Here is a 24,689-nt window from a genome sequence, read left to right on the forward strand (position 1 = left end):
GAAAGCAGAATGGCGAAAGCAGTTAAAAATGGGCATGCGAAAGCAGCCAAAAAACGGTACGGTTGGTATATTCATCTTTTGATATTTGTCGTTGCACAGCTTGTTTTCTTTATCTTTGACAATGTTTCCGCGTCAAAAAATATTTTCAACTTGAATGATTATGGAAAATGGGCTGTATCCGCGCTAAGCCCGATTTATGACTGGCTTCAAATTTATAAAAGTCCGCAATTTAACTTAATATTTGTTATATGGGGGGCTATTTTCATCATAGATGGTCTTATTAGAATGTTGCCCAAGCGCCACAGCTACTCCCAATGAGTGTTCATATTAAACCGGATTTATGAAGTGCCACCTTCACCATGATAAAAAAGGGCGAACCGCAAGCCATAAAGGCATCGTGCAACGCAAAAAAAGCCCAAAGCTTTTTCAAAAAGCTTTGGGCCGTTTTTTATGCAGACGGCTGGCAGGTCGCTTTGTCTTTTTGAGAGAGATACAGGTCTATTTCTTTTGCTGCTTTTTTGCCTTCCTGCATGGCCCAGACAATCAGGCTTGCGCCGCGTTTCGCATCGCCGGCGGCAAAAATGCCTTCCCGATTTGTCTGGAAACTTCCAGGTAAGGTTTGAATCAGCCCGTTTTGAAGTTCGATGCCAGCTGACTTGGAATCATCGACACCCTGGAATCCGATGGCGATGAGCACAAGATCTGCTTCCCATACTTGCTGTTCCGCTCCTCGAGGATCCGAAAACGGCACGGTGACAAGCCCTGTTACTTCGCCGTTCTCATTGCCGTGAAATGCTGTGGTTTGGATATAGTATTGCCGCGGATCTTCCCCGAACACTTTAAATGATTCTTCATATGCATAATCTAATGTGAATAGGGAAGGGTTCACCGGCCATGGTTCGTGTTCCGGGCGTTCTTTCGGCAGTTCTCCGTGCTTTCCGAACTGTACAACGCTCTTGCACCCTTGTCGGATCGCGGTTGCCACACAGTCCGCGCCGGTATCGCCGCCACCAATGACAATCACTTTTTTTCCTTTTGCTGAAATTTGCGGTTCGCCGTTTTCCCCATGGTCAAGCAGGTGTTTCGTATTGGCTTTCAAATATTCCATCGCCGGGTAGATGCCTTTTAAATCGCGCCCCGGGATGTCCATGTCACGTTGTTTTTCTGCACCGATGCAAAGCAGGACGGCGTCAAACGCAGACTCGAGTTCATCAAGCGTGATGTCTTTACCAATTTCGGTATTGGCTTTGAACGTGATCCCTTCTGCCTGCAACAGGTCTACTCTGCGCTCTACATACTGTTTTTCAATTTTCATATTCGGAATGCCGTACATGAGCAGCCCGCCAAAACGGTCTTCTTTCTCAAAGACGGTCACATCGTATCCCGCCTGGTTTAAATCGTCAGCTGCCGTCAATCCGGCGGGTCCGCTTCCGACAACGGCTGCTTTTAAGCCGTTTCGTTTCAGCGGTATTCTCGGTTTGATCCAGCCTTCTTCCCAGGCACGGTCAATGATGGCTCTTTCAATGCTTTTAATGGTGACAGGTTCACTGACCAGCCCGGCTGTGCACGAGCCTTCACATGGTGCCGGGCAGGCGCGGGATGTAAATTCAGGGAAATTATTGGTTAAAAGGAGACGCTGGTAGGCTTCTTCCCATTTTCCCTGGGCGGCAAGGGTGTTCCATTCCGGAATTAAATTATATAAAGGGCAGCCGCTCGTTTGCCTGCCGATCAGTTCTCCCATCTGGCAGAAGGGGGTGCCGCACTCCATGCAGCGGGATGCCTGTGTCCTCAATTTTGCTTCCGGGAAAGGCTGCACGTATTCTTTCCAAGTAGCCACCCGCTTTGCGGCATCCAGTTCTTTCGGTTTTTCGCGTTTCTGTTCAATAAAATCTGTCGTTCCGCGCATGTCTCACACTCCTCACAAATCACCCGGCCGCTGCCGGAGGGATATAGATGTCGTACGATTTCAGGTTTCTGTTTTGGATAAACAAATGGCCCGGTTCAGTACATTCCGGTTTGTTTCCGGAAAAATTTCCGTCTTGCGTGGGATGCCTTTTTTTTCTTAAAAAAAACAGCCATCTTTGTGCTTCTTATCCGGCTGCTGCCGGAAGTATGATAGGTCTCCGTTTTCTTTACGAAACAGTGTTTTAATCTATCCCACATACAATCCTGTAAATCCATCCGGAAGCGCCCGGATGGATTTACCCGTCTACTTTACTTCTGTCGGAAAAGCTTTTTCTTTTTCAATTTCCGGCAGGTGCTTTCCGGATTTTTTATATTCAAAAGCGGCAAGCCTGGCTTCATCAAGCGGCATTTGCTGATCCAGGAAGTACTGGATGAGTTCCATCATCGCTTTATATTCGCGTGGAACGATCTTGACAAACTGATGCAGGGACAGCTCCCAATTTTTCAAAATCCGTTTGGCAACAGGGCTGCCGGTGTATTGATAATGTTTCTGGATCATATGATAAAGTTCACGCATATCTTCATCAGCATCAACACCTTCAATGCTGACAAGTTCTTGGTTAATCCGCGCCAAAACTTCATCTTCGCCCATTGCCCCGGTATAAATGTAGGCAATCCCGCCGGACATCCCGGCCGCAAAGTTTTTGCCGATCGAACCGAGCACGGCAACGCGTCCGCCGGTCATATATTCGCAGCCGTGGTCTCCGATGCCTTCGACAACGGCATGTACGCCGCTGTTACGGACACAGAAACGCTGGCCGGCCGTTCCGCGGATATATGCTTCGCCCGATGTGGCCCCGAAAAAGGCGATGTTTCCGATGATGGCCTGTTCTTCGTCCCGAATCCATCCGGCCCCCGGCTTCACAACGATTTTTCCACCCGATAATCCTTTTCCAACGTAGTCATTGGCATCTCCTTCAAGGTTCAGTGTCAGGCCTTTCGGGATAAAGGCACCGAGGCTTTGCCCTGCTGAACCGTGCAGATGAATGTGGATAAAATCTTCCGGAAGCCCTTCGTCACCGTATGTTTTTGTAATGATATGGCCCAAAGTGGTGCCGATTGCCCGGTCCGTATTGCGCACAGGCAAGGTGACCGCTGTTTTCTGCCTGTTTCGGACGGATACGGATAAATGGTTCAATTCACGGCTGTCAAAGCGTTCTTCCAGTTTATGGTTTTGAACTGTTTTGCCTTGCACAGCAAACGGTGTTTCATCCGCTTTAAACAATAATTTATCGAAATGAAGCTGTTTTGCTTTCCAATGGTTTTTAACCTCATCTTTCACTTTCAGCAAACCTGTTTCGCCGACAAGTTCATCGAGGCTGCGGTAGCCGCATTCAGCCAAGATTTCGCGGACTTCTTCTGCGATGAACCGCATATAGTTAACAACATATTCCGGTTTGCCCATGAATTTGGCGCGCAGCTTCGGATTTTGGGTGGCCACGCCGACCGGGCAAGTATCAAGATGACAGGCACGCATCATGATACAGCCAAGCACAACAAGTGGCGCAGTGGAAAATCCGAATTCTTCGGCGCCGAGACAGGCGGCGATGACGACATCCCGGCCGGTCATCAGTTTCCCGTCTGTTTCAAGGACAACACGGTTACGCAAGCCGTTCAACGTCAGCGTCTGATGGGTTTCCGCAAGGCCGAGTTCCCACGGCATGCCGGCATGTTTGATGCTCGTTTGCGGGCTCGCCCCGGTACCGCCGTCATGGCCGCTGATTAATATCGTGTCGGCCAGGCCTTTTGCGACACCGGCCGCGATTGTCCCAACGCCTGACTTTGCCACCAGTTTCACCGAAATACGGGCGCGCGGATTGGCGCTTTTTAAATCGTAAATCAGCTGCGCCAAGTCTTCAATCGAGTAAATATCATGGTGCGGAGGAGGCGAGATCAAACCCACGCCCGGAGTGGAGCCACGAACTTCAGCAATCCACGGATAAACTTTCGAGCCTGGAAGCTGGCCGCCTTCGCCCGGTTTCGCACCCTGGGCCATTTTAATTTGGATTTCATCCGCATCTGTTAAATACAGGCTGGTGACGCCGAAACGGCCGGATGCCACCTGTTTAATGGCGCTCCGTCTTGAATCCCCGTTCGCATCAGGCGTGTAACGTTCTTTTTCTTCGCCACCCTCGCCGCTGTTGCTTTTTCCGCCGATGCGGTTCATCGCAATCGCGAGTGCTTCGTGCGCTTCTTTGCTTAATGCCCCGTACGACATCGCGCCGGTTTTAAACCTTTTCCAAATCGATTCGACCGGTTCCACTTCATCAAGCGGGACAGGTTTCCGGTTGCTCTCGATTGCCAGCAGGCTCCGGATCGTGGCGTATGGCCCGTGGTGGTACGTTTCAGAAAATTTGCGGTACAGTTCCTTGTTGTTCGTTCTGGCTGCCTGCTGCAAAGTGTACATCATTTGCGGGTTGAACAAATGATACTCGCCGTCTTTCCGCCATTGCAGCTCGCTTCCCGGATCAAGCGCTTTGTTGTGCTGGAAAAGCAATTCCTGTGCTTTTTTATAACGTTTCAATGATTCTTGGCCGATTTCTGCGAGCCCGATCCCGCCAAGCTGCGAGACAGTGCCGGTAAAATAGCGGTCGCAGACGCTTTCTGCAATGCCGAGCGCTTCAAATGTTTGCGCCCCGCGATAGCTTTGCATCGTCGTAATTCCGACTTTCGACATGATTTTGACGACGCTTTTCTTTAGTGTGCTTAAATAGTTTTCACTTGCTTTTTTATACGGCAGATCAATATGCCCTTCGTCGATTAAATTTTGAATCGTTTCAAGCGCGAGATACGGGTGTACCGCATCGGCACCGTAACCTAAAAGAGCGGCCATATGATGTGAATCCCGCGGTTCTCCGGAATCCAGCACGATACTTGCTTTCGGCCTTGTGCCCAAGCGGATCATATGCTGGTGCAGGGCTGATACGGCAAGCAGGGAAGGAATCGGCACGGCACGATGCCCTTGCGCACGGTCGGAAAGGATTAAAATTTCCGCGCCTTCCCTGATTTTTTCGTCCGCTTCCTTGAGCAATTGTTCCAGCGCCTCTTCAAGGGTGATATCCGGCGAATAGTACGCGGGAAGAAAAGCGGTTTTCATTCCCTGGTTTAAAATGGCGTTAAATTTGTCCGTGCTTAAAAACGGGTGTTCTAGCCGGATTTTTTTATGGGCGGTATCGTCATGACCGTCAAGCGATACTTGCGGGCCGAGCCAGGTAACCGTAGATATAACGTATGATTCGCGAATGGAATCAATCGGGGGGTTCGTGACCTGCGAGAAGCTTTGTTTGAAATAATGGAACAAAAGCTGCGGGCGCTCCGATAAAACTGCAATCGGTGTATCGACGCCCATTGCCCCGATCGGTTCATTCTTTTCCTGCGCCATTGGCACGATGGACTTTGTGCATTCTTCATAAGTGTAGCCGAATAATGTCTGCCGATAAGCCAATTCATTTTCTTCAAGACTGGATGCAGCCGGGATAAAATGGCTTTCTTCAAGGTCTATCACTGAATCTTCGAGATGCTCGGCATACGGTTTTTCAAGGCTGACCTGTGCTTTTAGTTCATCGCTTGGGATAAGGACACCTTTTTCAAGATCCACGAACAAAAGCTGCCCCGGTTTTAAATGACGCCGTTCTTTGACGTTTTCCGGTTCCACATCGACGACGCCGACTTCGGAGGCAAAAATGATTTTATCATCATGGGTAATGTAGTAACGGGCCGGGCGCAAGCCGTTTCTGTCAAGTACCGCCCCGATCTGCTTTCCGTTCGTAAACTCGAGCGCCATCGGTCCGTCCCACGGTTCCATAATCTGGCTGTGGTATTCATAAAATGATTTTAAGTAAGGCGGCAGGTCTTCGTTGTCTTCCCACGGCTCCGGCACCATCATCATGATCGCGTGCGGAAGGGAGATGCCGTTTGTTGTTAAAAATTCAAGGACATTGTCAAAAATCGCCGAATCCGAACCGTCTGCGTTGATCACAGGCTGGATTTTTTTCAATGTGTCAAGGTCCAGTTCGTTTGCAAACAATTCGATTTTTGCATTGAACCAGTTGACGTTCCCTTTGATGGTGTTGATCTCCCCGTTATGGGCGATCATCCGGTTCGGGTGGGCCCGCTCCCAGCTCGGGAACGTATTGGTGCTGAACCGCGAGTGGATCAGCGCAAGGGCCGATTGAAACCGTTCGTCCTGCAGATCGGTGTAGAACAGAGGGAGCTGTTCTGCCGAAAGCATGCCTTTATATACAATTGTCCGGTTCGAAAAACTGGCGGCATAAAAAGAGGAACCGAATTTGTTCTCAACCAGTTTCCGCAATATATAGATATTTCTTTGAAAAACTGCTTCTTCCGTGTTATCGTTTGAAGAAGAAACGAAAATCTGAACGATGTGCGGCCGCGATTCTTCCGCCTGGCGCCCAAGAACTTCCGGGTTTACCGGAACTTCACGGACACCGGGTACTGAAAGGCCGAGTGATGCAGCCTGGATGCGGAATTCATTCAGAATTTCCTCCGCAGCATCCGGATCATGCGGCAGAAAAAGCATCCCCACTGCATACTCCCCTTTTTTTGGAAGGGTGAAGGAGCATACGGCCTCAAAAAACGCGTGCGGGATTTGCATCGAAATACCGGCGCCGTCGCTCGTTGTCCCGTCGGCATTTTTACCGGCGCGGTGGTCCAGCCTTCTCAGCATTTCCAAAGCAGTGGTGATGATCTTATGAGACGCGCGGCCCTTGATGTCCGCGTAAAAGCCGATGCCGCATGCATCATGTTCAAATTCAGGTCGGTAAAGTCCATAATGTTGATTATTCATTGCTTCACATTCCTTCCATCATCAGGTCGAGTCCGAAAAGTAAGATTATTTTAAATTTTACCCTCTTGTGACTCTTTCTTACAATATATAGTTAAGATGAAATTAATCTCAAATTGAGAATGGTGTGATTCGCATGGAGTTAAGACAGCTGATTTATTTTATTGAAGTCGCAAAAAGGGAGCATGTGACAAACGCTGCAGATGAGCTGCATGTCGCCCAATCTGCCATCAGCCGGCAAATTTCCCTTTTGGAAGCCGAGCTTGGCGTTTCCCTTTTTTGGCGTGAAGGAAGAAATGTCAGGCTGACGCCGATCGGAAAAGTTTTTTTGGAACACGCTGAAAAAGTTGTGCTCGAAATTGATAAAGCGAAGCAAAGAATGCATGAATTTCTCGATCCGGATAACGGGACGGTCCGCCTCGGTTTTTCAACCGGGTTATCGGTCCAGACTTTTTCTTCCCTGTTGGCACAGTTTCGCGAAAAACATCCCGGCCTCGAGTACCAGTTTGTGCAAGGGACGCCCGGTTATTTAATCCGGTTGATTGAAAACGGGGAACTTGAGTTGGCGCTTGCTTCCCCTGTGCCGGATGACCATCCTGCCGTAAGCGGGGAAATTTTATACATGGAAAAGCTCATGTTACTTTTCCGCCGCGACCACCCGCTTTCCGGGCAGGAAATGATTCGGCTCGCCCAGCTGAAAAACGAACGCTTCATTACATTCCGGGAAGGTTTTTCGATTCGAGAAATTCTTTTCTCCGCCTGCCGGAAGTCCGGTTTTGAGCCTGCGATTGCATTTGAAGGCGAGGACATGGAAACGATTAAAGGCCTTGTTGCAAGCGGAACGGGTGTTGCAATTCTGCCTGAGCCTGCGCTATTATTTAATCTGTCTGAAGAAATCGTAAAAGCGGAAATCAGCGATATGGAACTGATGCGCCCGGTCGGTGTGATGATCCCGAAAAAAAGGGAAATGGCGGCTTCAGAAAAAGCCCTTTATACATTTTTGACATCATTTTATGACAGACTGAACCGGTTCCAAAGATAAGCTTGCGGAGCGTCGCGCAATCTGAACCGGTTCCGGAACAAGGGACAGTCGCCGTAAACCGGGCTTTTAGGCAGGCGTGCGCATGACCGCGGTATTTGAATCAGTTCTGAGATGCGGATACAGGAACAAGGAACAGTCGCCGTTTCTGTAAACGAAGGCGTAAAAAATATCGCATTCCGGCCGTTTTAGGCTCGGGTGTTAAAGGGCAGGAATGTTACGACGGCTTTTTGAAAAAGGGAGAGCGTTGCAAAAAATCATAAGAAAACGGAGAAGGTGGAAACATTGGCAAATAAGGTAGCACTTGTAACCGGGTCAAGCAAGGGGCTGGGCCGGGCGATTGCGCTTGATCTAGCAAAGGACGGCTATGATCTGGTCATCAATTATGCGCGCAGCCGTTCCAAAGCCGAAGAAGTGGCCGCGGAAATTGAAAAAATGGGGCAAAAAGCGCTTCTGATTAAAGCAAATGTCGGGGACGTGAAAAAAATAAAAGAAATGTTCGCACAAATCCGGGATACATACGGCAGGCTGGATGTGCTTGTCAATAATGCCGCTTCAGGTGTCGAACGCCCGGCAATGGAGCTGGAAGACCGCCATTGGGACTGGACGATGAATATTAACAGCAGGGCACTCCTGTTTTGTGCGCAGGAAGCCGCTAAACTCATGGAAGAAAACGGCGGGGGGAAAATTGTGAGCCTCAGTTCGCTTGGTTCGATCCGCTATATCGAAAATTATACGGCGGTCGGTGTGTCGAAAGCAGCGCTTGAAGCTTTAACCCGCTATTTGGCAGTTGAGCTGGCGCCGAGTATTTGCGTGAATGCAGTTTCGGGCGGGGTCCTCAATACGGATGCGCTCAAGTCTTTCCCGAACCGCGAAGTACTGCTGGAAGACGCGCGGAAACATACGCCGGCAGGAAGAATGGTCGAGGTCGAGGATATGGTGAACGCCGTACGCTTTTTAATTTCGGATGAGGCATTTATGATCCGCGGCCAAACGATAATCGTGGACGGCGGCCGCTCGCTTCTTTTAAGTTGAGTACGCCAATCTCGAGTTCCTTTATTTTCCAGTTTTTATGAGAAGGATAAATCGTTGCACCTCTGGTTACATTAATACCCGTGGAGGTGATAACGATGGCAAATAACAACAACTTCAATAAGGCTGCCAAAGGAAATTTTGGTTCTGAATTTGCCAGCGAAACGAATGCGCAGGAAGTAAGAAAGCAAAACGCGAAGTCTGCTTCCGGCCAAGGTTCTTTCGGTTCTGAATTCGCAAGCGAAACGAACGCACAGGAAGTAAGAAAACAAAACCAGAAAGCTGAAGCGAAAAAATCGCAAAACGCCGGACAATTTGGCCAGCAATAACCGATAGAAAGAGGTTTCCCGAACGGGGGCCTCTTTTTTCTTTCTATGGCTGCGGTGTTCGACAAAAGAAGTCAAAGGATTTTGCCCTCCCATCGAGAATATGTGTAAATGAAAAGTTCAATTCATCCTTTAGGGGGTAAAAAACTTTGATGGAAGAATTTAATCGGCTTGTCGCACAGCAAATGGACACGATGGATAGGCTGCTGTTTTTGCAATCGGAAATGGAGAGATGCAACGAAGTGAAAAGCGAACTGTTGAAGTTGCAGGAAGAAACAATGGCGGAAGATATCCTTGACGAAATCGGCCGAATGAATAAAGAATTGCAGGAAATTGAAAAAGTTTTTGAATCGCAGACGGTTGAACTGATCCGAGTTTACCACAGTTCAAAAATTTGCACATAAACAATCCTATTTCAAATAGGATTGTTTAGTTTTAATCGCGTTCAGAAACCGTTATAATAGATAGAAAACAGATCGATTGATTACATAAGTTTTATTCCGGCACATAGTGGGCACAGGTTTACATATAAACAATCATGAAAGTGGGCATGAGATGATGGGAATCCCGGCAGAAGGTGATAAAATCCAAATTCAAAGCTATAAGCATAACGGCCATATTCACCGGATATGGGAAGAAACAACCGTTTTGAAGGGCACGAAAAGCCTAGTGATCGGGGGAAACGACCGGACTTTGGTAACCGAATCGGATGGCAGGACATGGATTACGAGAGAACCTGCAATTTGCTACTTTCATGCCGACCACTGGTTCAATATTATCGGCATGATCCGTGAAGACGGCGTCTACTACTATTGTAACTTGGGGTCGCCGTTTGTTTACGACAGTGAAGCGTTAAAATATATTGATTATGATCTCGACATCAAAGTCTATCCGGATATGACGTTTACTTTGCTGGATGAGGATGAATATGAATACCATCGCAAAAAAATGGGCTATCCCGATGTCATCGACCATATTTTAAAGCGAAACGTGGACATTCTCATTCACTGGATCCGGCAGCGGAAGGGACCGTTCAGCCCCGATTTTATTGATATTTGGTACGAACGCTACCTGACCTATTTGCGTTAAGCAAACCGCCTGTTGAACGCCAACAGGTTTTTTGTATGCGTAAATTTGAAAAATAAGGGAAATAAATGGTACGTTTTGTTTGCTTTAGGAGGTTCATCGCATGGGTAGTGTGAAAAGATACATGAAATTTGTAAAGCCGTATTGGTTTCAAATCGTTGCGACGATCATCATCGGGATCATCAAGTTTACGATCCCGCTTTTAATCCCGCTTTTGATTAAATATGTGATCGATGATATTATCGGCAACCACGGGCTTTCACCGGACGAGAAGCTGCATAAGCTTGTTTGGGTGATGTCTTTTATGCTTGCCATTTTTGTTATCGTCCGGCCACCCGTTGAATATTACCGGCAATATTTTGCGCAGTGGACGGCAAGTAAAATATTGTATGATATCCGCGACCGCTTTTTTACCCATCTTCAAAAATTGAGTTTCCGGTTTTATGCCAACACGCGCGGAGGGGAAGTCATTTCCCGGGTGATGAATGATGTCGAGCAGACGAAAGATTTTGTTATTACGGGGCTGATGAACGTCTGGCTCGATATGACAACGGTTCTGATTGCGATTGTCATGATGTTTATGATGGATGCCCGGCTGACTTTAATTTCACTCGCCGTTTTTCCGTTTTATATTTTTTCGGTCAAATATTTTTTTGGCAATTTGCGTTTTTTGACGAGGAAACGGTCGCAAGCGCTCGCAGAGGTGCAGGGCTATCTCCATGAGCGGGTGCAAGGCATGGCTGTTATTAAAAGTTTTGCCATTGAAGACCATGAGCAGAAGCAGTTTGACAAGCATAACCACAATTTTCTGGAAAAAGCATTGGCACACACAAGCTGGACAGCTAAATCGTTTGCGGTTGTGAATACCATTACCGATATCGCGCCGCTTTTCATTATTTTTGTATCCGGCTATCTCGTGATTAAAGGCAGCCTTACTGTCGGTACGCTCGCGGCGTTTATCGCTTATATTGATAATTTGTACAGTCCGCTCAGAAGGCTCGTCAATTCCGGCACGACGCTGACGCAGGCGTTCGCTTCAATGGACCGGGTGTTTGAACTGCTGGATGAAAAATATGATATTGATGACCGGCCGGACGCGGTGGAGTGCAGGAATGTACGCGGCAATATCCGGTTTGATGGCGTCGAATTTCGGTATGATGATGAAAAAGAGCCGGTGCTGAAAAATATCAATCTTGAGATCAGGGCAGGGGAGACGGTTGCCTTTGTCGGGATGAGCGGGGGCGGCAAGTCTTCCCTTGTGAGCCTCATCCCCCGGTTTTATGATGTGACAAAAGGGGCCGTTTATCTGGACGGCCAGGATATCCGCACGTTTAAAGTGCGAAGCCTGCGCGATAAAATCGGGATGGTGCTGCAGGACAATATTTTGTTTAGCGAGTCGGTGAAATCCAATATTTTGCTCGGCAATCCGCAGGCGACGGACGAGGAAGTCGTACAGGCGGCAAAAGCAGCGAACGCCCATGAGTTTATTATGAATCTTGCCGACGGATATGAAACAACGGTGGGCGAGCGGGGTGTTAAATTGTCCGGGGGGCAGAAGCAGCGGATTGCGATTGCGCGTGTATTTTTGAAAAACCCGCCGATTTTAATCCTTGACGAAGCGACATCCGCGCTTGATTTAGAAAGCGAGCATTTGATTCAGGAAGCCATTGAAAAACTGGCGCGCAACAGGACGACCTTGATCGTTGCCCACAGGCTGTCCACCATTACCCACGCAGACCGCATTGTCTTAATTGAAAACGGAGAGATCAAAGAAACCGGCACCCACGAACAACTCATGGCAAAACAAGGGCTCTATTACAACCTATTCCAAATCCAACAACTGGATGATTAGAAAAGCGGAGGCGACTGTACAGCGGCGTACGGATTTTGTAGTCTTCGACCGAGATAAAGGAAACACGATGAGCCGATAGGCGAATCGATGCCCGCTTATCGAAAGGAGAAGACGTAAAAATCCGTTAGCCGCTAGGAGCCGGAGCTGGACAAAGAAAAGCGGAGGGCGCTTGCCCATCGGCGTATGAATTTCATAGTCCCCGAACTGAGATTGAGTGAAACTGCAATCATCAGGGCTATTGCCCTGATGATTGCAAATTGAACCAATCGGACATTTACGGGCAGTTGACACGCGATCTCAATACAGAGTTATATAAATCTTTTTGTACTGGGCGGGTGTCTTACTGCCCGTTAATGTGGGATAAAGGAAACACGGCGAGGAACGAGCCGATGCCCGCTTATCGTAGGGGAGGGGACTGGAAATCCGCTAGCCGCTAGGAGCCGGAGCTGGACAAAGAAAAGCGGAGGGCGCTTGCCCGTTGGCAAAAAATGGAGGAGATCCCGTTTAAAAACGCGGGGCCTCCGTTTTTTTGTCAGGAAATGAAACAAAATTTCTTTTATAAATATAATAATAAAAATATGTTGAAATATTGTTTCAAAATGCATATAATAGTATCAAAGGAGGGATGCATGATTGCTTGGATTTTCAATATACTTGAATGAAGACTGGTCAGAAGAGAAGGAAGCCTGCATTCACCGAATGGCAGCAATTGGAATGGAAGGGATATTTACATCCTTACAGCTACCGGAAGATGACCCGTCCCAATACCGGAAAAGGCTTGCTCCGCTCTTGGAGTCTGCAAAACGGAACGGGATGAAAGTGATGATCGACGTCTCTGGAAACGTGCTCTGCCATATCGGGCTGTCCATTGATAATCCTGCACGCATTATTGAAAGCGGTATCAATGGCCTGCGCATCGATGCCGGTGTCAGCTGGGAACAAGTTGCCCGCCTGTCGAACACGATGACGGTCGGATTAAACGCCAGCACATTAACGGAACAGGATTATGAGCAGCTGAAACAGCACGGCGCTAATTTCAGCCGGCTGGAGGCCTGGCATAATTATTATCCGAGGCCCGGAACCGGACTGGATGAAAATTGGTTTTACGAAAAAAACAAATGGCTGAAAAGCAAAGGATTCAGCATTACGGCATTTGCGCCCGGCGATGGCAAGCTACGATTTCCTTTATACGAATCCCTGCCGACATTGGAAATCCACCGCCATCAAAATCCGCTGGCAGCCATCTGCTCGCTGTTAAGGGATTATGCGGTTGACCATGCTTATATCGGGGATCCGGGGTTAACGCCGCAATCCCGCAGCCAGATCGGGGAATTTTTTTGCCATGATACCATACTGCTTCATGCAACGACTGCAGATCTGAAATGGCGCCCGTATATTTTTAAAAACCACCGGAACCGGATGGATGTCGCAAGGGACGCGATCCGCAGCGAGCAGTCGAGAACATGCAACCAAAAGGACGATATCGGGCCCGAAAACAACATTCCCCGCAACAAAGGCAGCATTACGCTCGACAATAACCTGTACGCAAGATACAAAGGGGAATTGCAAATCACAAAGCGGAACCTGCCTGCCGATGCGAAAGTAAACGTCATCGGGCAGATTGCCGGCCGCGACTTGCCGCTCCTTGATTTTATTGGTTCAGGTACACAGTTTAAAATGACGGACAATGAAGGTGAAAACGAATGGACTTAGAAAAACTCGCCACAGAACAGCGCAACGAAAAAACAATGAATCTCGATATGTTGTCCACAAGGGAAATTTTACAATTGATGAACGAGGAAGATCAAACGGTTCCCATCCGTGTAGGGAAGGAACTAGCACAAATCGAAAAAGTGGTAAAAGCCGTTATCTGTTCTTTTAACCAAGGTGGACGTTTGATCTATTGCGGAGCAGGCACAAGCGGGCGGCTCGGTGTTCTCGATGCTGTCGAATGCGTGCCGACCTTCAGTGCGGACCCGTCCATGGTGCAGGGGCTGATTGCAGGCGGCACTGCGGCCATGACCGTTGCCGTTGAAGGGGCGGAAGATTCGAAAGAGATGGGGGAAGAAGATTTAAGACACATCCATTTATCAGAAAAGGATACAGTCATCGGCATTGCGGCAAGCGGCAGAACACCATATGTGATTGGCGCACTGGACTACGCGAAAAAAGCCGGTGCTGTGGCGGCGTCGCTTTCCTGTAACAAAAATGCTGAAATTAGCCGGCATGCCGATATTCCGATCGAAGTGGAAACCGGCCCTGAAGTGTTGACGGGATCAACCCGGCTAAAAGCGGGCACCGCCCAGAAACTCGTATTGAATATGATTTCAACTGCTGCAATGGTTGGAATTGGAAAAGTATACGGAAATTTAATGGTGGATGTCAAACCGACAAACGCAAAACTGGTGGAGAGATCGAAATCGATTATTATGCAGGCTTCCGGATGCAGCTATGAAGCAGCTGAACAGGCTTTTTACGCAGCCGGCAAAAATGTGAAGCTGGCCATTGTCATGTTGTTAACCCATCTTTCCAAGGAAGAGGCAGAGGAGAAAATGGCACGGGCAAATGGTTTTATTAGAAAAATCGTTTAAACCGGGGGATGAAAAAAATGACCGAAACGAAAGAACAACGACTGGCAAGGGAAATTTACGAAAATGTCGGCGGCATGGGAAATGTCGAAAAGATCATCCATTGCATGACAAGAGTCCGGCTTACCATAGCGGATTACAGTAAAGTCAATATCGAAGGCCTGAAAGCGGTTGACGGCGTGCTCGGCGTCGTGGAGGATGAAACGCTCCAGGTCGTGCTTGGCCCCGGCATTGTCAACAAAGTCGCCAATCTCATGGTGCAAGAGGCCGGTGTAAAACTAGGGGAAAATTTTCCGAAGTCAACGGTTCATAAAGATGCCGGGCGGTCAAACCGCGAAATGGCGGAAGCCAAAGCGGCCGAAGTAAAGGCAAGGGAAAAGGCGAAACATAAAAGCAACGGTTTCAAAAGGGCTTTAAAATCGATTTCCAATATATTTGTACCGCTTATTCCGGCTTTTGTCGGCGCCGGGATTATCGGCGGGGTTGCTGCCATTTTCCAAAATATCATGGCTGCGGACTCCTCAGCCCTCAGCCAGAACTGGGTGTCCGTTATTACGACATTAAACATTATTAAAAACGGATTGTATCTCTATTTGGTCATTTATGTCGGAATTAATAGTGCAAATGAGTTCGGGGCGACACCGGGCCTTGGCGGGGTCATCGGGGCTGTGACGATGTTAACCGGCATGGATCCGAAAAATCCGCTTCCGAATATTTTTAACGGAGATGCCCTTTCCCCTTTACAAGGCGGGATCATCGGTGTTATTTTTGCAGTATGGATTTTAGCGCTTGTTGAAAAAAGGCTGCATAAAATTGTTCCAAATGCTGTGGATATCATTGTGACGCCAACAATTGCATTATTAGTTATCGGACTTTTTACTATTTTCATCGTCATGCCGGTTGCAGGCGCGGTATCAGGCGCTCTTGTTGGCTCGATCACGTGGGTGTTGAAAGTCGGCGGCGCTTTTTCAGGATTTATACTGGGGCTTTTCTTCCTGCCGATGGTCATGTTCGGCCTGCACCAGATCCTCACCCCGATCCATATTGAAATGATCAATAAGACAGGGATGACACCGCTGTTGCCGATCCTTGCAATGGCAGGCGCAGGGCAGGTCGGCGCGGCGATTGCTTTGTGGATCAGGTGCCGGAAAAATAAAAAACTCGTGCAGTTGATTAAAGGGGCATTGCCGGTTGGCATTATGGGCATTGGCGAACCGTTAATTTACGGTGTGACTTTGCCGCTTGGGCGCCCATTTATTACCGCGTGTATCGGCGGCGGCATCGGCGGGGCAGTGATCGCGGGCATCGGTAATATCGGCGCGATCGCAATCGGCACAAGCGGGATTGATTTAATTCCGTTGATTGCGCACGGACGCTGGCTCGGTTATATCGCCGGGTTGGTAGCCGGTTATATTGGGGGCTTCGTTGCCACTTATTTCTTCGGTATTCCGAAAGATGCGATGAAGGAGACCGACGCAGATCGTGAGTGATGGAATTGGAAAAGAATATTATTCTGCAAATTAAATCCAAATTAACCAGTCTGTCAAAATCAGAAAAAAAGCTCGGCGAGTATATTCTCAGCCATGCTGTGGAAACGGTCAATGACAATACAAGCGAACTTGCGAAAAAAGCAGGTGTCAGCCCGGCCACCGTTGTGCGTTTTTGCCGGTCGATCGGGCTGTCCGGCTTTTCACAATTAAAAATCAGATTGTATGCGGATGCCTCCGGGGGGCTGGATCGGGAAATTTATACGGATATCACACCGAATGAAGATATTGCCATGATTGCTGATAAGTTGGCTTTGCGGTTTAATCAGTCGATCACACAAACCGCAAATCTTCTTGAGACCAGCTGCATTGAAAAGATAACGGCCATGGTGGATAAAAGCCCGGCCATATACGTATACGGAATTGGCGCCTCCCATGTGGCAGCTGAAGACTTCACGCATAAGTTTTCAAGAATTGGCAAGCCGGTGGTCCACACGCTGGATCACCATCTGCTCGGTTCTTCTTTGATCAACGCCTCCAAAGACTGTATGTTTGTGGCGATTTCAAATTCAGGCGAAACCAATGAAGCTATCAAGCTGACGCAGATTGCCAAACAGAACGGGCTTTTTACAGTGGGCATCACACAAAAACGGGACAGTACGCTTGCCAGTATCGTGGATGCGCCTTTGATCCACCATGGCGGGGAAGCGGTCCTGCTGAGAAGCGCGGCAACCACATCCCTGGCTGCACAACTGTTCACGATTGATGTTTTGTACTTCGCCTATGTTGCAAAGCATTACCATGAAATCATGGGCCGCTTAAAAAACTCAAAAATCAATATCCAGACTTTTTTCCGCAAAGAAAACAACTAAAAACCGGCCCATAAGCCCGGCGTGAAAAGCGCAGCAAATAAAGCGGCCGTTTCGAAAAGCGGAAAATCTTTACTAAAAGTGCAAAATCTAAGGCGCACCGGCTCGGGATGAAAACAGGGCCGTGCATCCAATAGGGGACGGCTGGCCTGCCGTCCCCTATTGGTCTTCCAATTCGTCAAGATTGAGTTCTGATTGTTCGTGGTGATAGGTTTGGGACACGGTGATCAATTTTTCCAGATGTTCAAGCTCTTCCTGGTAATCCACAAGCAGCGCCAGCAAGTTCATCACGTGATAGGACTGGAGATCAGCGCGGAAAGTCTCATCTTTTAAGTTCTGCAGAAAAATGTCCATCAGCTCATTCCGCTGTTTGTCAGCCGTATCGCATTTTTGCGCATGGGCTTTGACTTTTCCGAGAAACATGAGCAGCAATTTTTCATGTTCGTTCACAAGGTATTCCATTTGTTCCTGCAGCATGCTCCGGAATGTTTCTGGCAGCCCGGCAATATCCGCTTTGTACTGGTGCAGCCGTTTTAAAATAATATAGCTTAAATTCAAAATGGCCACCATTTCTTTATACAGCACCACTTTCCGCTGCCGCTCGATCCTGTTGCTTTTCCCGTAGATTTTTTCCTCTTTAAATAAAGTGTACAGCTGCTCTACTTTGTACACCCGCTCTTTAATGTCGGGAAGTTCTTCTTTTAAAAGCTGGTAATCGGCTTCCTGGCGCGCTGCAATCCGGATGAATTTGAGCAGTTCTTCTGTCACATGGGTGAGACGGACATACAGCCGGGCCTCGTATTTCGGCGGCAGGAAAATCAAATTCACAAGAAACGAGCTGAAAATCCCGATAAACAATGTCGCAAAGCGGATGCCGGCCGTCTGCAGAAAATTGTCACTTGGCGTTTCCATAATGACAATCATGGTTACAAGCGCGAGGCCGACCGTATCATCGAGCTTCAGTTTCAACATTAAAATGATGATCAACACAGACCCGAGACCGACGACTAAAAAATGGTTGCCAAAGGCCATGACAAAAATGACCGCGAGCAAAGCGCCGATCAGATTGCCCTGGACCTGATCGATAATGGACCGGTAAGACCGGTATATCGTAGGTTTAATCGCAAAAGTGGCAGCGATCCCGGCAAACACCGGGGACGGCATTTTTAATAATTGCGCGATAAACAACGCAATCGTAATGGCAATTCCTGTTTTGACAATGCGGGCTCCAACCCTCATATTGGCAATTCCTTTCTTCCTTGCAAAGATATTTACATGATATGTTCCAAAAGGCTGCACTAAACTATTTCCGTCCAAAAATTTTTTTAAACCGGCAGACCCTTTGATTTTGTCATTATAACATGTTTGCCGGAAGACGTGCGTGGGATAAGACCGGAGAATTTGTCCTAATTTTGCTCGGCACGGAATATACATGAGGTAAATGAATCCAAAATGCGCGTATGAAGAGGGGAAACGATGTTGTGGCTGATTGAAAAGTATGTGCTTAGTATGGCTGCGCTCAGGCTGATCTCAGGAATGATCGAAATTTCCGCGGCCATTTTGATGCTCAAATACAATCAAGTGGAAAAAGCGCTTCTCATCAACAGTTCTCTTGCTATTGTCGGGCCTGTTGTTTTAATTACGACAACGGCGATCGGGGTGATCGGAATTTCCGATAAAATCTCGTTTGCCAAAATGCTGTGGATTCTGGCCGGGGTTGGCTGCATTTTGTACGGGATCAAAAGCAACGGGTAAGCTTTGTGAAAAGAAAGCGGATTAGGGCTGGAGTGAGCAACCGGCCAGCTTGTTGGGGGATGGTAATGCCGGGTTACAGCAGGGATCTCGGTTTGCCGTGGGGGATCTCCGCAATCGAAAGCCCTGTTTTGTCATGAGGGCCGTAAACCCCTATGCCTTTAGGCCGGAACCTGTTGCATCCACTGGAAGCGTAATGAGGGAGGAACCCGGCAGCTCCCTGTTTTTCAAACCCTTTAAGCAGCACCCCTTTTTATTGCGGGCAAGTGCCGATCGTTTGCTTTATTTCTTTAAGCAGATGCCGGATTTCGCTACCTTCCATCAGGTTGACATGGATTTCTTTCAATGCCGTTTCCTTGACCGTCTCCATCATCTTTTCCCCGGATCCGTCTTTTTCGATCACAGCCCAGTTTCAGGTTTGGTTCAGCACCCAGAACGTATACTGCAGCTTCGGATGGCTTTCGGGGAAACTGAAAATCAAAGCATAATAAATGTCAAATCCGCTGTCAAAAAATTGCATCACACCGCGAATATAATTCTGCTCGTCTATCTTTTGCGACAAAGAGACCCTGTAACCTTGCTGCACCCCGATCTTTTCGATTTCCTCCAAAATGTATTCCATAAATAATTTCACGTTTTTTCCTCCTTGCGTAACAGGTAACCATATCCTTCCCGTAATGGGCTGCAGTATTCGTTTGGGCAAAAGAATAAAATGTTTGCTTCCGGATAATCTAACAGAGCAAAAATTGAAATCCGGGGAGGATATTATGGCAAGCAAACAACCTTCTGTAATGACAGTGGCAGCAATCGGCTCCATTCCATTAATTATGACGCTTGGCAATTCGATGCTGATTCCTGTCCTGCCGAAAATGCAGTCTGAACTTCACTTGACCTCCTTTCAGGCAAGTTTGACGATCTCCGTTTTCTCCATTGTGGCGGCCGTGTTCATCCCGGTGCTCGGCTATCTTTCCGACCGCTTTTCCCGGAAAGCCGTAATTTTGCCGGCATTGTTTTTATACGGGGCAGGCGGCATTCTGGCGGGAATCGCAGCCGCGTTGTTTTCCCATGCTTTCGCCTGGATCCTGGCAGGCCGCACGCTTCAGGGAATCGGGGCAGCCGGTACAGCACCAATCGCCATGGCCCTCACTGGGGATCTGTTTAAAGGCGATAAAGAAAGCCGGGTGCTCGGCCTTGTGGAAGCCTCAAACGGGTTTGGAAAAGTGCTGTCTCCGATATTAGGGGCACTGATCGCATTGCTCGTATGGTACGGCACGTTTTTTGCTTTTCCGGTAGTGGTCGCTGTCTCCATTTTTTTAACATGGGTCTTTATTAAAGAAAAACCAAAAAAGAAAGAACCACCTGGGCTCGGGAAATATGTAAAAGGACTTGCCGGTGTGTTTAAAGACGACGGGCGGTGGCTATGCACTGCTTATCTTGCAGGCGCGACATGCTTGTTTACCCTTTTTGGTATTCTTTTTTTCCTATCCAATGTGTTGGAAAAAAGTTATAAAATTGACGGTGTGATGAAAGGGCTGATTCTGGCGATTCCGCTGCTTGTCATGTGTACCACATCTTATATTACCGGCAGCAAAATCGGGAAAAACCAGCGCTTGATGAAAAAACTGATTGTCACGGGCTTCTGCCTGATGACCCTTTCTTACGCGCTTCTTACGTTTTTCAGAGGGCTTTTTCTGTTTATTCCGGTCCTTGCCATTGGCAGCCTCGGCACCGGGTTGATTTTGCCGTGTGTCAACAGCTTTATTACGAATGCCGTTGGAAAAGAAAAACGGGGATTTGTCACGTCACTGTACGGATCTGTCCGGTTTCTCGGGGTGGCTGTCGGGCCGCCGGTGTTCGGGAGGCTGATGGCGTGGTCGCGGCCGGGGATGTTTATCTCGATTGCCTGCTTTACATTTGCAGTCGGGTTACTGTCGTTATTATTGATCCGCCCGCAGACTGAAAAAGGCTCATCCGGCGGGGAAGAAAAAAAGAAAAGAAGCCGGCACACCATTTTGGAACCGGTGGGCGGCAGGTAAACGGATTTTTCAAGAACGGGATGGAATCCGGATGCTGGTAATTTTTTCAATTGGGATGATAAGAGTGGTTTGTGCATGAATTGCCGGCATCGATCCTGGCCCGTTTATTTTTTTCGCCAGCCTAACGGAAGAAAGGGAAGCTTTAAGTAAATGGCTTGAAAGGAAAATTGATAAATCCAGCCGACAATTCTGGTTGACACATATTGGCAAATGACGGCTTGTACGACAATTTCCCAGTCGATCACATACGCCGTCAGAATAAAAATGAGCCCGTTGATGATAAAAAGTGGGGTGGCCGGATTGACGCTCCTGTATTTGGAAATGATGAGGGCAACAATGCCGATGCCGCCGTTGGAAACACCTTGCCGGAGCAGAATGCCGATGCCGATGCCGAGCAATACGGAGCCTAAGGCAAGGTCAAGCCATTCGTTATGGAATGGTGTTTCCCATAAAAATGCGGAAAGATTGACCGAAACAGATGTAACCGTAATCCCGAGAAGCGTACCCATTGCACTGGCAGCACTTAAAAAGTACACGGCGAATACAAGCATGGAGGAGTTCAGCATCCAAAGTGCAATGCTAAGAGGGACGTGGAACCAGTGGTGGAAGAGCACTGTAAGCCCCCCGGCCCCGCCTGATGGGATGGCATTTGGGAATAAGAATACACCCATTGAGTAGCCTTGAAGGGCAGCCCCGGCCATAATCATCAACAATTTTTTTACATTCCGGCTATGTTGCTTTTTCAAGAAAATCATCCCTCAACTGAATGAGAATGCCTTACAATTTACTATATGCTTGTACAATCGGCCACATGCCGGTCTTTCAAGAAAGTGCGGGGGAGTGCATGAGAAAGCTCACCCGCTACCGATGAAAAGCACACTTTAGAGAAAACCCCCCGTATGTGGAGGGGGATTCTGACTGTGCAGCTAAAGCCGGTTCTTTTTTACTGGCGGGCGCGGTTTGCGTCATGCGGCCGGGAGGGACCTCTTTTGAAACGGGAGAGAAGGAGTAAATGCCTCTCTCGCACGCTCAGATATCCTATGCCAGTTTTCTGAAACGTGAGAGAAGGCCGGCGCTTGTCTCTGCAGAAAAACACGGCCACTCCTGATGTTGTGTTGCCGTGCCGAACCGGGATTTAGCCGTTTAGCATGCTGAACTCTCCAGGCCGTTCAGTTACAGCTATTACGGCTTTTTATGAGGCTGTTAAAAACGCAGCAGCAGACGGGGAGTGGCGCGGGTCATAAAGCGCCATTCCCCGGGTTAGTGGGTGCCGGGCAGGGGATAAACAGAACGGCTGTCTGAAAAACTGTTCGCTTGTTTGGGCGGTGCCTGCACGGGGCCGCCCATAATCCGGTTCCGGATTTTGTTGACGAGAGCGGCAAAAGATTCGCGGTCTCTTTGCCGCGGCCTTGGCAGTTTCACCGGGACATCTTCAGCAATGATGCCGTCCGACAGCAGGACGACCCTGTCGGCTAAAGCCACGGCTTCTTCCACATCATGGGTTACAAGCAGGGCGGTAAAACTGTTTAATCTGCGGATTTCTTCGATCAGATTTTGCATTTCCAGCCGGGTCAATGCATCGAGGGCGCCGAGCGGTTCGTCCAGCAACAGCAGTTCCGGCTGATGCATAAGCGCGCGTGCCAGCGCCACCCGCTGTTTCTGTCCGCCGGATAATTTGCCCGGCCACTCATCGGTATAGTTTTCAAGCCCGACATGTTTTAATACTTCGATTGCTTCCTTTTTGTGATCGCCATCCAGACCGAGGACAACATTGTCGATCACCCGCTTCCACGGCAACAGTCGCCCGTCCTGAAAGACCATGCACGATTTACTGTTCAGATTTCCGAGCGGTTTCCCGTCGATCAGAATCCGCCCGCCGCTCGGCTTTTCCAAACCGGACAAGAGCCGCAAAAGCGTGCTTTTTCCGCAGCCGCTTTTGCCGACAATGGCGATAAACTCCCCCCTCTTGACCGATAATGTAATATTTTTCAAAACGTCCCTGTTTCCATAGCGTTTTTCTAAATGGTCGAATTGCAGGAAGCTCTCCATATTTGTCCCTCCGATTTCAAGATTGTTCCTGGTAACTGGTATGCCATTTCAGGCATCTTTTTTCAAAAAAGCGGGCGATAGCATCGGACAATTTCCCGAAAAGGGCATACAGTAGAATGCTTAAAAGAATGACATCCATTTGCATAAATTCCCTTGCCGTCATCGCCATGTATCCGATACCGGATGTGGAAGAGATGGTTTCGGCCACGATTAATGTAATCCACATCACGCCCAATGAAAACCGAATGCCAACCAAAATGGAGGAAAGGGAGCCCGGGAAAATGACATGGGCAAACATCCGCCAGCCCTTTAATCCGTAAATTTTCCCCATCTCAATTAATCCATTATCAACGGACTTGATGCCGTGGAAAGTGTTGAGGTATACCGGAAATAACACCCCCAGGGCAACGAGGAATATTTTCGCTTCTTCCCCGATCCCAAACCACAAAATGACAAGCGGAATTAACGCCAGATGCGGAATGGTACGGAGCATTTGGACAGAAGTATCGAGCAATAATTCGCTTGTGCGGAACAGCCCGTTCACCAAACCAAGGATAAAGCCGATGCTTCCGCCAATCAGAAAACCGGTCACAGCCCGCAGCAGACTGATCCAGACATGATGCCCGAGCTCGCCGCTTTTTGCCAGTTCCACTGCCGCAATCAGGACATCTGAAGGCGCCGGCAGAATTTTTGGTGATACGATGCCTTCTTTTGCAAAAATTTGCCAAATGATGATGATCACGGCCGGGATGCCCCATGGAATCAGTTTTTGGATGAAAAAGCCGGTAAAATGTTTCACTTTCCTTCATCCTTTTTGAAATGGTAAATATTGTCTTTTACATTCACTTTTTTCGGGATCAATTTCAGTTCGTAAAATTTGTCGGCGATCTGTTGCTGTTCTTGGATGATTGCCGGGGTAAACGGATCGAGGCCGTATTCCCTTCTGTCTACTGCGATTTTGATCGCTTTTTGGTCTATACCGAGGGCTTTTGAAAGTAATTCCGTTAATTCGGCAGGGTGTTCATTTGCCCAGGCACTCGATTTTTTTACTTCATCGAGGACGATTTGGACGATTTTTTCATGTTTTTTCAAATATGCCGGAGTGGCGAGAAAATAATCGCGGTCCGTCGTATATCCTTCTCCTGTTACAAGTGTCCGTGCATGGCCTGTTACTTCGGCATCGGCGGTAAACGGATCCCATATGACCCATGCATCGATTGTGCCTTGTTCAAAGGCGACTCTGGCATCCCCCGGTTGCAGGTAAGCCGGCGTGATATCCTTGTACGAAAGGCCGTTTTTTTCGAGTGCTTTGACAAGAAAATAATGGGAACTGCTTCCTTTTGCAAACCCGACTTTTTTTCCTTTCAGATCTGCCACGGAACGGATTGTGGAATTCTTTTTCACCAAGATGGCTGCACCTTCGTATTTTGATTTTCCGACCCCGACATATTTCAGATTGGAACCGGAAGCTTGTGCAAAAATCGGCGGCGAGTCCCCCGTCCTGCCAAAATCAATATTTCCGGAATTCAAGGACTCGAGAAGCGCTGTTCCGGACTGGAATTCGTACCATTCCACCTTTACGCCGAGCGGTTTCAGCCTTTTTTCCAAGGTGCCGCTTGCTTTTAAAATCAAAAGCGGGCAGTTTTTTTGATAGCCGATTTTAATTGTATTTTCAGATTTCACTGTCTGTGCAGTTTTGTTTTCTTTTTTTCCATGATTGGAACAGGCTGCTAGTAAGGCGAAAACAAGTATGAAACTAAATAACATGAAACATACGCGTTTGTTTAAATTTTTCATCATTGAA

The 24,689-nt window shown here is 48.2% G+C and carries 21 protein-coding genes; 13 read left to right on the forward strand and 8 right to left on the reverse strand.

The genetic code is table 11. The features are described 5' to 3' along the window. Positions 1-9: 9 nt before the first annotated feature. On the forward strand, positions 10-318 hold the full coding sequence (locus tag ABR335_RS04315) for a YfzA family protein (RefSeq protein ID WP_061086973.1): 309 nt from the start codon (positions 10-12) through the stop codon (positions 316-318). Between the two features lie 130 nt (positions 319-448). On the opposite strand, the gene ABR335_RS04320 is transcribed toward ABR335_RS04315, so the two are convergent. Together ABR335_RS04320 and gltB are read right to left on the reverse strand one after the other, a co-directional pair. Continuing rightward, positions 449-1,906, reverse strand: a complete 1,458-nt coding sequence (locus tag ABR335_RS04320) for a glutamate synthase subunit beta (protein WP_350346618.1) — start codon at positions 1,904-1,906, stop codon at positions 449-451. A 303-nt stretch (positions 1,907-2,209) separates the two neighbouring features. Beyond that, entirely contained in the window at positions 2,210-6,772 is a 4,563-nt protein-coding gene (gene gltB / locus ABR335_RS04325) for a glutamate synthase large subunit (RefSeq protein WP_104851548.1), read from the reverse strand. A 133-nt stretch (positions 6,773-6,905) separates the two neighbouring features. Here gltB and ABR335_RS04330 point away from each other — a divergent pair, with 133 nt between their 5' ends. From ABR335_RS04330 to ABR335_RS04375, 10 genes are all read left to right on the forward strand, one after another. Then, the gene (locus ABR335_RS04330; protein WP_211161880.1) at positions 6,906-7,811 is read left to right on the forward strand and encodes a LysR family transcriptional regulator; all 906 of its coding nucleotides are present in this window, start codon (positions 6,906-6,908) and stop codon (positions 7,809-7,811) included. A 282-nt stretch (positions 7,812-8,093) separates the two neighbouring features. Next, positions 8,094-8,843, forward strand: coding sequence for an enoyl-[acyl-carrier-protein] reductase FabL (fabL, locus tag ABR335_RS04335; protein ID WP_014097369.1), 750 nt, complete (start codon positions 8,094-8,096; stop codon positions 8,841-8,843). Between the two features lie 95 nt (positions 8,844-8,938). After that, a complete protein-coding gene (locus ABR335_RS04340) occupies positions 8,939-9,169 on the forward strand; it encodes a gamma-type small acid-soluble spore protein (RefSeq protein WP_035189998.1) in 231 nt (76 codons plus the stop codon). Positions 9,170-9,315: 146 nt separating this feature from the next. After that, positions 9,316-9,570 carry a YgaB family protein gene (locus ABR335_RS04345; RefSeq protein ID WP_014097371.1) on the forward strand — a complete coding sequence of 85 codons (255 nt, stop codon included), beginning with the start codon at positions 9,316-9,318 and terminating at the stop codon, positions 9,568-9,570. 154 nt (positions 9,571-9,724) lie between these two features. Next, on the forward strand, positions 9,725-10,255 hold the full coding sequence (ntdP, locus tag ABR335_RS04350) for a nucleoside tri-diphosphate phosphatase (protein ID WP_014097372.1): 531 nt from the start codon (positions 9,725-9,727) through the stop codon (positions 10,253-10,255). A 100-nt stretch (positions 10,256-10,355) separates the two neighbouring features. Further along, the gene (locus ABR335_RS04355) at positions 10,356-12,104 is read left to right on the forward strand and encodes an ABC transporter ATP-binding protein (protein ID WP_014097373.1); all 1,749 of its coding nucleotides are present in this window, start codon (positions 10,356-10,358) and stop codon (positions 12,102-12,104) included. 633 nt (positions 12,105-12,737) lie between these two features. Next, positions 12,738-13,817: a DUF871 domain-containing protein gene (locus tag ABR335_RS04360; RefSeq protein WP_328220699.1), complete on the forward strand. Its 1,080-nt coding sequence runs from the start codon at positions 12,738-12,740 to the stop codon at positions 13,815-13,817. Next, positions 13,808-14,695: an N-acetylmuramic acid 6-phosphate etherase gene (murQ, locus tag ABR335_RS04365; RefSeq protein WP_350346619.1), complete on the forward strand. Its 888-nt coding sequence runs from the start codon at positions 13,808-13,810 to the stop codon at positions 14,693-14,695. Before ABR335_RS04360 ends, murQ begins: the two co-directional genes overlap by 10 nt. Before the next feature lie 17 nt (positions 14,696-14,712). Then, positions 14,713-16,182 carry a PTS transporter subunit EIIC gene (locus tag ABR335_RS04370; RefSeq protein ID WP_035189993.1) on the forward strand — a complete coding sequence of 490 codons (1,470 nt, stop codon included), beginning with the start codon at positions 14,713-14,715 and terminating at the stop codon, positions 16,180-16,182. Further along, positions 16,182-17,051: a MurR/RpiR family transcriptional regulator gene (locus ABR335_RS04375; RefSeq protein WP_061565419.1), complete on the forward strand. Its 870-nt coding sequence runs from the start codon at positions 16,182-16,184 to the stop codon at positions 17,049-17,051. The genes ABR335_RS04370 and ABR335_RS04375 overlap by 1 nt, the downstream gene beginning before the upstream one ends. 156 nt (positions 17,052-17,207) lie before the next feature. Here the strand turns inward: ABR335_RS04375 and ABR335_RS04380 are convergent, their stop codons facing one another. Beyond that, complete coding sequence (locus ABR335_RS04380) at positions 17,208-18,287, reverse strand: aromatic acid exporter family protein (protein WP_014097378.1); 1,080 nt, start codon at positions 18,285-18,287, stop codon at positions 17,208-17,210. Between the two features lie 237 nt (positions 18,288-18,524). Between ABR335_RS04380 and ABR335_RS04385 the strand changes: the two genes are divergently transcribed. Next, the gene (locus ABR335_RS04385) at positions 18,525-18,803 is read left to right on the forward strand and encodes a YqhV family protein (RefSeq protein ID WP_014097379.1); all 279 of its coding nucleotides are present in this window, start codon (positions 18,525-18,527) and stop codon (positions 18,801-18,803) included. Between the two features lie 409 nt (positions 18,804-19,212). On the opposite strand, the gene ABR335_RS04390 is transcribed toward ABR335_RS04385, so the two are convergent. Further along, positions 19,213-19,434 (reverse strand): hypothetical protein, encoded by a 222-nt coding sequence (locus ABR335_RS04390; RefSeq protein ID WP_230951749.1) that lies wholly within the window; start codon positions 19,432-19,434, stop codon positions 19,213-19,215. Between the two features lie 130 nt (positions 19,435-19,564). Between ABR335_RS04390 and ABR335_RS04395 the strand changes: the two genes are divergently transcribed. Next, on the forward strand, positions 19,565-20,836 hold the full coding sequence (locus tag ABR335_RS04395; protein ID WP_230951750.1) for an MFS transporter: 1,272 nt from the start codon (positions 19,565-19,567) through the stop codon (positions 20,834-20,836). 104 nt (positions 20,837-20,940) lie between these two features. Here ABR335_RS04395 and ABR335_RS04400 read toward each other — a convergent pair whose 3' ends face one another. From ABR335_RS04400 to ABR335_RS04415, 4 genes are all read right to left on the reverse strand, one after another. Continuing rightward, entirely contained in the window at positions 20,941-21,582 is a 642-nt protein-coding gene (locus ABR335_RS04400) for a YitT family protein (RefSeq protein ID WP_014097382.1), read from the reverse strand. A 514-nt stretch (positions 21,583-22,096) separates the two neighbouring features. Then, positions 22,097-22,885 carry an ATP-binding cassette domain-containing protein gene (locus tag ABR335_RS04405; RefSeq protein ID WP_014097383.1) on the reverse strand — a complete coding sequence of 263 codons (789 nt, stop codon included), beginning with the start codon at positions 22,883-22,885 and terminating at the stop codon, positions 22,097-22,099. A gap of 16 nt (positions 22,886-22,901) precedes the next feature. Then, positions 22,902-23,684, reverse strand: a complete 783-nt coding sequence (locus ABR335_RS04410; RefSeq protein WP_014097384.1) for an ABC transporter permease subunit — start codon at positions 23,682-23,684, stop codon at positions 22,902-22,904. After that, positions 23,681-24,685: a sulfonate ABC transporter substrate-binding protein gene (locus ABR335_RS04415; protein WP_014097385.1), complete on the reverse strand. Its 1,005-nt coding sequence runs from the start codon at positions 24,683-24,685 to the stop codon at positions 23,681-23,683. Before ABR335_RS04415 ends, ABR335_RS04410 begins: the two co-directional genes overlap by 4 nt. Positions 24,686-24,689 lie beyond the last annotated feature (4 nt).

It is taken from the genome of Heyndrickxia faecalis (genome assembly GCF_040267745.1).
GTDB classification, from domain to species: domain Bacteria; phylum Bacillota; class Bacilli; order Bacillales; family Bacillaceae_C; genus Weizmannia; species Weizmannia faecalis.